This window comes from Arthrobacter sp. P1_A5 (assembly GCF_056406825.1).
The window spans coordinates 1-7,229 of the sequence record NZ_JBFTZL010000185.1; the positions used below are offsets into that span (position 1 = coordinate 1).

Genomic DNA, 7,229 nt, shown 5'->3' on the forward strand with positions numbered 1-7,229 from the left:
GATCTGCTCCATGGCCTTCGGCCCGGGCCTGACGGTCGAGACGGCGCTCTTCACCCGGGTGGCTGCCCCGCGGCCCGCCGCGGATCCGCGGCAGGAGCCGGCGGCGGAACCGGCGGCGGAACCGGCGGAGCCGGCGCAGTCCGTAGCGGTACGGGTCTGAAAGCGGCCACGCTGAAACCGTTCAGCGCGAAGCGGGGCATGGAACACCTTCGGGCGGCCCTCCTGCGGGACCGCGCATCCGACGCCGTCGAGGAAATGGACCTGCCGGGCTGCGACCCCGGCCGCCTGGAGCGCACGTATGCCCAGTTTGCGCTCGTCAACCGTGCCGTCGCCGGCTGGCGCGGCATCTACCGGTCCCGGATCAGGCCCCGGCTGTCCACTGCTTCCGCCACCTCCCTGCTGGATATCGGGTGCGGCGGGGGCGACGTTTCCGTGCTGTTGGCCCGGTGGGCGGCCCGGGACGGACTGCGTCTCGAGGTCACCGCTATTGACCCGGATCCGCGGGCGATCCTGTTCGCCCGCGCCCGCCACGCGACGGCGGACGTGACGTTCCGCCAGGCGGCCAGCGCGGAGCTGCTCGAAGAGGGCAACCGGTACGACCTCGTGGTGTCCAACCATGTCCTGCACCACCTTGACGGGCTGGAAGAGTTTCTCGCCGAGTCGGCCCGGTTGTCCCGCGGCACGGTGGTCCACAACGACATCCGCCGCAGCCCCGCCGCCTACGCGCTGTTCTCTGCCGGCTCCTGGGTGCTCACCGGCTCCTACATCCGGCGGGACGGGCTGACCTCCATCCGCCGAAGCTACACCGCCGCGGAGCTGACCGCCGCCGCTCCCCCGGGCTGGACCGTCGCCCGCCACGCCCCCTTCCGGAACCTGCTGCTGCACGGCACTCCCGACGGCCTCTACCAGTCAGGGCCCGGTGCCAGTGGCTGAGGTTCTGATCATCGGTGCCGGTCCGGTGGGGCTGTTCATGGCCGCGCTGCTGCTGCAGGACGGCGTGGATGTTCAGGTCCTGGAACAGCGGGGCGCACCGGAGCCGCAGTCGCGCGCCATCGGCATCCATCCGCCGGCGCTGGCCGCGCTCGCGGGAACCGGAGTTGCCGAGGCCATGATTGCCGAGGGGGTCCAGATCCGCCGAGGTATGGCAATGGCCGGCGGAAAATGCCTCGCCCGGATGTCCTTTGCCGGCGTCTCGGACCGCTTTCCGTTCGTCCTGTCCCTGCCCCAGGCCCGTACTGAGGCGCACCTGGAACGGCGGGTCAACGAGCTCGGCGACGGCGCCCTGCACCGCGGCGTCCGCCTCACCGGACTGTCCGACGACGGCGGCCGGGTCAGCGTGGAAGCCGACTCCAAGAGTGGCACCCTGCGCTATTCGGCGCCGCTGGTCATTGCCGCCGACGGCGTGCGTTCCACGGTGCGGGCGCTGCAGGGCGCCGACGTGCGCGTGAAAGAGTACCCGGACAGTTACCTGATGGGTGACTTCGCGGACGGCACCGGGTTCGGTCCGGACGCGGCACTGTTCCTCTCCGGCGCCGGCATCGTGGAGTCGTTCCCCTTGCCCGGCCAGCTCCGCCGCTGGGTGGTCCGGCTGGGTACCGGCGACTCCGCGGCCGGCGGACCAGCAGCCGGCGCTCCCGGCGTCGACGCTCCCGGCGTCGACGCCCGGTGGCTCATGGGCTGCGTGCGCGAACGGACGGGGCTCGCCATCGACCCCGGGACCAACAGCATGCTCAGCCGCTTCGGCGTCCGCACGCGCCTGGTCCCCCGGATGGTGGCCGGCCGGGTGGTGATGATCGGGGATGCGGCCCACGAGGTGAGCCCCATCGGCGGGCAGGGCATGAACCTCGGCTGGCTGGATGCGGCGGCGTTGGCACCGATCGTCTCGGCGGCCGTGCGCGGCCAGGATGTCGCGGATCGCCTCCGGACCTTTGAGCGGACCCGGTTGCGGGCGGCGGCGAGGGCCGCACGCCAGGCGGAAATAAACATGGCCTTGGGCCGGCCCCTCACGGACCGACTCCTGGCGCTGCGGAACCGTGGCATCGCAGGCGTCRCCGCGGTTCCGCCGGTGAATTCCCTGATCGCCCGCCGTTTCACGATGCATTAGGCAGCGCATTGGTACGGGTTTGCCCCGGAATAGACTGTGCGCATGGACGGACTTCCCGTGATGCGCGGCGCCGCATCGTATTGGGTGTTGCGGGCAGTGGCCGCCACGGTGCTGCTCGGCGCGGCGGCGGCATGCAGCTCCGGAACCGCCGGCGGCACCGCCTCCCCGGCAAGCACGACGGCGTCGGCGACCCCGATCCCCACAGGCCCCGTGACCGCGGAAATCAGCCAGTTCCGCGACAACTACAGCAAGCAAATCATCGAAATCCAGCTCACGAACACCACCGGCCATGCCCTGACGGTCCTCGGCGCGGAACTGACCAGCCCTCTCTTCGCAGCCCCGATCATCTGGTCCGCCCGCACCGGCGGGATCGAGCTTCCGCCCGGACAGCCCAAGAGCCTGCCGGCGCCGCTGCCCGCCCCGGATTGCGGCAGCCCGGCCGGCCCGGCAGCCGGACCGGGAGCCACCTCCGGGGCTGCGGGCGACGCCCAGGTATCCCTGCGGCTGGCCACGCCGGAAGGTGCCGTGCCGGTCCCGGCCATGGCCCCGGCAACAGACCCGTTCGGCGTCCTCGCGCGGAACAATTCGGAGCTGTGCCTGGCCCGGGAAGCCTCGGCCGTCGCCACGATCGCGCTGGATCCCGAGCTCGAGGTCGCCGCGGACGGTCAGACCGCCGTCGTTCGTCTGCTGCTGCAACCGCGCGCCGCCGGCGGCGGCGGTGAACTGGTGATAGACCGGATCGAGGAAACCACGCTGCTGGCGGAGGCCTCACAAGCCCCGTGGCCCCGGTCGGTGACGGTCCGCGCCGGCGGTGCCCCGGCCCAAGTGCGCCTCGGCATCAGGCCCTCCCGCTGCGATCCCCATGCAGTGGCCGAAGACAAAGTGGGCACACTCCTTCCCCTGCAGGTCAGGGTGGCGGGCCGCGAAGGAATTGTGAAGATCGACGCCGGCAGCCAACTTCGCGCCCGCATCTACGACTTTGTTACAAAGGCGTGCGGGCGCCAGTAGTGTGGGGGCATGCCCTTTGACGCCAGGCCCACTGACTACAGCGCCGCCCGGATGAGCGAGACCGTCCAGGAGATCCTGAGCGCCGGCATCCTCCCGCCGATTGTCCAGGCCGGACACCCGGTGCTCCGGCACGTGGCGGCGCCGTACGATGGCCAGTTGACTGATGCCGACCTCGGGCACCTCATCGACCTCATGCGCAGCGTGATGCACAAGGCCCCAGGCGTGGGCCTGGCGGCCCCGCAGCTGGGGATTCCGCTGCAGATCGCTGTCCTGGAGGACCAGTTCGACGTCGATCCCGACGTCGCTGCCGTCCGCGGGCGGGAGGCGCTGCCGTTCTTTGCCATGCTGAACCCGAGCTATCGTCCCCTGGGCGCGAAGTCCGCGGCGTTCTACGAAGGCTGCCTCTCCATTGGCGGCCTGCAGGCGGCGGTCGTGCGGCCGGAATCAGTCCAGCTCGATTTCACGGCGCCGGACGGCACGAAACTCCAGCAGACTTTCTCCGGCTGGCAGGCCCGGATTGTCCAGCATGAAACCGACCACCTCCAAGGGATCCTCTTCCTGGACCGGGCCGAGCTGCGCTCCATCAGCAACAATGCCGAATACTCCGCCCGCTGGGCCCAGCCGGACATCAGCCGCGCCCGGCAGGAACTCGGGTTCCTGCCGGACCCGGCCGCGGACTAAGCCTGCGGGCCAGGGCCAGGGCCAGGGCTAGGGCTGCGGCGCCGGATTCGATGCGGACGGCAGGTAGCGGGCCCACCACTTCAGGATTTCATCGAACCGCTGCTTCCGGTGGTGCGGCGTGCCGGAGCGGGACAGCTCATGGTTCTCGCCGGGGAAGACCAGGAATCCGGTCTCGACCCCCTGTTGCTTGAGGGCGGTGAAGTACCGCTGGCCCTGCTCCACGGGACACCGGAGGTCCTCCTCGCTGTGGATCACCAGCGACGGCGTCCGTACGTGCTGCACGCGCGCCATGGGACTCTGGGCCGCCATTTGCTCCGCCGCCGGGCCGGTGTATTCGCCACCGAAGAACCAGCCGATGTCGGACGAACCGGTGAAGCTCACGGGGTCCAGGAAACCACGCTCGACTATGGCGGCCCGGAAACGGTGGTCGTGGCTGATGGTCCACGCCGTCAGGTAGCCGCCGTAGGATCCGCCCATGATGCCGACATTGGCGGCGTCCAGATCCTCGAACTTCCCCACAGCCCCGTCCAGGAACGCCAGGACGTCCTGCATGTCCACGGTTCCCATCCGCTCCTTGATGGACCGGCCATGTGCCTGGCCGTAACCGGCCGAACCCCGCGGATTGCACATCAGCACGGCGTAACCGGCCCCGGCATAGACCTGCGCTTCGTCGAACAACGCCACCCCGAACTGGGCAAACGGGCCACCATGGATGTTCAGCAGCACCGGGTGCGGTCCCGGGCCCGCAGGCTTCACGAGCCAGCCGTGGACCGGGTACCCGTCGGCCGAGGCCAATGTCAGTTCCTGCGGCTCGCTGATCCCCGCCACGCTCCGCAACTGGGCGGAGAAGTCCGTCAGGCGGCGCACCTGCCCGCGCTCGAGCACGGCAACATCACCGGCCGTCGTCGAATCGCTGAAACTCACCACGAGCGTTCCGCCACCCTCCGCGGCGCCGGTCACCACCCGGTTGCCTTCCAGGAGGACGGTGTGGCCGCCCGTCGCAACGAATTCGTGCAGCTCCACGGTTCCCCGCGCATTGTTCAGCACCATGGCGCCCGCGCCGCCGCGCAGCTCCAGCCGGCTGCCGCCGGACAGGTCCAGCGCCTCGGCATCGCTGAGCGCCGTGGCGTGTCCGCCGGCGGCAGGCATCGCATAGAGGGCGGTGTTCCTGGCCACGAAGTCCAGCCCGGATGCGCCCAGGTCCTGGGCCAGGAAGAAGAGCCACTGCCCATCGGCGGATTGGCGCACGGCGCTGATGCTCTGCCGTCCGGCGTTGGCCGGCACCACGGCCTGCGGCTGCCCTCCGGTAACAGGCAGCGCGTAGATTCCGCTGACGAGGTCAGTGTCCCGCCCATCGTGCAGGGCTGCGGTGAAGAAGATGGTGCCGCCGTCGGCGCTGAAGCCGGCGCCGTTGTGGTCCGCTGGTGCGGTGGTGAGTTGTTTGGCGGCCGGCAGCAGCCCGGCAGCATTCTCCGCGGGATCGGCCGCGGTGCCGAGGGCCTTCAGGGCGCGTCCGGCCGGCGCCACCTTCGGTTCGGCGTCAAGCTGCGGCACCTCGAGGATGAACAGCTGAAGCGGCTTGTCAGCGGTGTAGCCAACACCGTTCATCCGGTACTGGAAATCCGTGATCAGCCGGGCGTCCTCGCTGCCCGCACTCACGCCGTCGACGCTGCCATACCGGCCCTCGTCAGGCGTCCTGGCGCTGAAGAGAATGCTGCGGGAATCAGGCGACCACGTGAAGGAGCTGACCCCCAGTGGGGCCTCCGTCAACAGCTGGGGTTCGCCGCCGGCGGCTTCCACCACGAACAGCTGCGGCTTTCCGTCCGCTGCCGCACGCAGGAACCCAAGGGCACGGCCGTCTGGTGAAAAGTCCGGTGCCGTGTCGCGGAAGCCCCGGGTCAGCCGGCGTGGCCTCTGGTCCGGGTCGTTGAAGTCCGGGTGGGTCAGGTCCTGACCCAGGGGCACGGTCCACAGCTGGCCCACGTAGGCATCGGCATCGAAGTCCGGGCGGAGCACGGAGACCACGGCGCGGGAACCGTCGGGGTGCACGGCAGGGGCGGACACGGAATTGAGCAGCGGAAGATGTTCAGATTTCACGATTGCGAGCCTAGCCCGTGGCGCGCCCGCTGTGAAACACCTCACGTTGCGCCGGTGCGGCGAGGCGCGCCGCGGTGTGCCCGGTGCGCGGCGCCCCTGTAGCCAGTGCCCCGGCCGCGCGGCGGGCCGGGGATCCGCGCATAGGATGAAAACTATGCCCGCCGCCGATCTCCCCCTCCTGTGCCCGGTGTGCCGCCAGGGCCTCCGCTTCACTGGCGGCGCCCGCACCTTGGTGTGCGGAGCCGGACACAGCTTTGACGCGGCCAGGCAGGGCTACTTCAACTTCTTGGTCGGCAAGGGGACGGTTTTTGAAGCCGACAGCGCAGACATGGTGGCGGCCCGCTTCGACTTCCTCTCCGCGGGGCATTACCAGCCGCTGGCCGATGCCGTGGCCGGGCTCGCCACACCGGCGCTCCGGGAAGCCCCCGCCGGCCGGCCCCTCGTGCTCGACGCCGGGACGGGCACCGGCCACTACCTCAGGGCCGTACTGGACCGGGCCGCGGACAGCGGTCCTGCCGCGGCAATCGGCCTGGACATTTCCAAGTTCGCCCTGCGCCGCGCAGCGAGGCTGAACCCCGAGGCTTTGAACGTCGTCGGGGACGTCTGGCAGCCGTTGCCGGTCGCGGAGAACGCCGTCGACGTCGTCACCGTGGTCTTTGCGCCGCGCAACGCGCCCGAGTTCGCCCGGGTTCTCCGCCCCGGCGGCCGCCTGGTCGTGGTCACACCGCGGCCCGGTCACCTGGCGGAGGTTGCCGGGCCGGCCGGGATGCTGGGGATCGAGCCGGCCAAGGACGAGCGGCTCGCCGCGTCCCTGGGCCAGCACTTCGCGCCCGTCGCAGCATCTGATCTGGACCTGGCACTGGCCCTTGGCCCGCGCGACGTCGCCAACCTGGCCTACATGGGACCGGCCGGCCACCACCTGGACCGCGCCGCACTGGCAGCCCTCGAATCCGCGCTTCCGGAGCGGACCTCCGTCTCGGCCCGCKTCCGGATCAGCGTCTTTCAACCCATCCGCTGACCATTCCCGCTCCCGCCGGTTCGCGGGTGCCGTCCGGCATGCCCCGAAAACCACCCCCGGGAGGGGAACCGGGGCGGAAGGCCAGGCCGGGGAATCGACCCGCGAAATAACGACTTGGCCACTTTGGCCATCAATTCCCTACCGCCGGTCCCAGCTATTGCCGTTCCGCTTAGGATGGAATCACAGTTACTGGGGACCTGTGCCTGCAGCTCCCGGAACTCAAGGGGGAATTGATGTCTGAATGGCTGATCGAGAATTGGTGGGCGTTGTGGCTCACGCTCTTTCTCCTGTTTGCCGTGGTCGAGATGATCACACTCGACC

6 protein-coding genes and 1 pseudogene are annotated in these 7,229 nt (G+C 70.2%); 6 read left to right on the top strand and 1 reads right to left on the bottom strand.

The annotated features are described in order from the left end of the window. Positions 1-198: 198 nt before the first annotated feature. From AC1D1S_RS17865 to AC1D1S_RS17880, 4 genes are read left to right on the top strand one after another with little or no spacing between them, the layout of a single operon-like run. Complete coding sequence (locus AC1D1S_RS17865) at positions 199-933, top strand: class I SAM-dependent methyltransferase (protein WP_243177582.1); 735 nt, start codon at positions 199-201, stop codon at positions 931-933. After that, a complete protein-coding gene (locus tag AC1D1S_RS17870) occupies positions 926-2,104 on the top strand; it encodes an FAD-dependent oxidoreductase (RefSeq protein ID WP_476995081.1) in 1,179 nt (392 codons plus the stop codon). Before AC1D1S_RS17865 ends, AC1D1S_RS17870 begins: the two co-directional genes overlap by 8 nt. 42 nt (positions 2,105-2,146) lie before the next feature. Continuing rightward, positions 2,147-3,112, top strand: a complete 966-nt coding sequence (locus AC1D1S_RS17875) for a hypothetical protein (RefSeq protein ID WP_243177586.1) — start codon at positions 2,147-2,149, stop codon at positions 3,110-3,112. Positions 3,113-3,121: 9 nt separating this feature from the next. Then, positions 3,122-3,793 carry a peptide deformylase gene (locus AC1D1S_RS17880; protein WP_243177588.1) on the top strand — a complete coding sequence of 224 codons (672 nt, stop codon included), beginning with the start codon at positions 3,122-3,124 and terminating at the stop codon, positions 3,791-3,793. A gap of 27 nt (positions 3,794-3,820) precedes the next feature. On the opposite strand, the gene AC1D1S_RS17885 is transcribed toward AC1D1S_RS17880, so the two are convergent. Continuing rightward, on the bottom strand, positions 3,821-5,890 hold the full coding sequence (locus AC1D1S_RS17885) for a S9 family peptidase (protein WP_476995082.1): 2,070 nt from the start codon (positions 5,888-5,890) through the stop codon (positions 3,821-3,823). Between the two features lie 154 nt (positions 5,891-6,044). Here AC1D1S_RS17885 and AC1D1S_RS17890 point away from each other — a divergent pair, with 154 nt between their 5' ends. After that, complete coding sequence (locus tag AC1D1S_RS17890; protein ID WP_476995083.1) at positions 6,045-6,908, top strand: methyltransferase domain-containing protein; 864 nt, start codon at positions 6,045-6,047, stop codon at positions 6,906-6,908. Positions 6,909-7,141: 233 nt separating this feature from the next. Further along, positions 7,142-7,229, top strand: a pseudogene (locus tag AC1D1S_RS17895) (NfeD family protein); the annotation flags it as partial.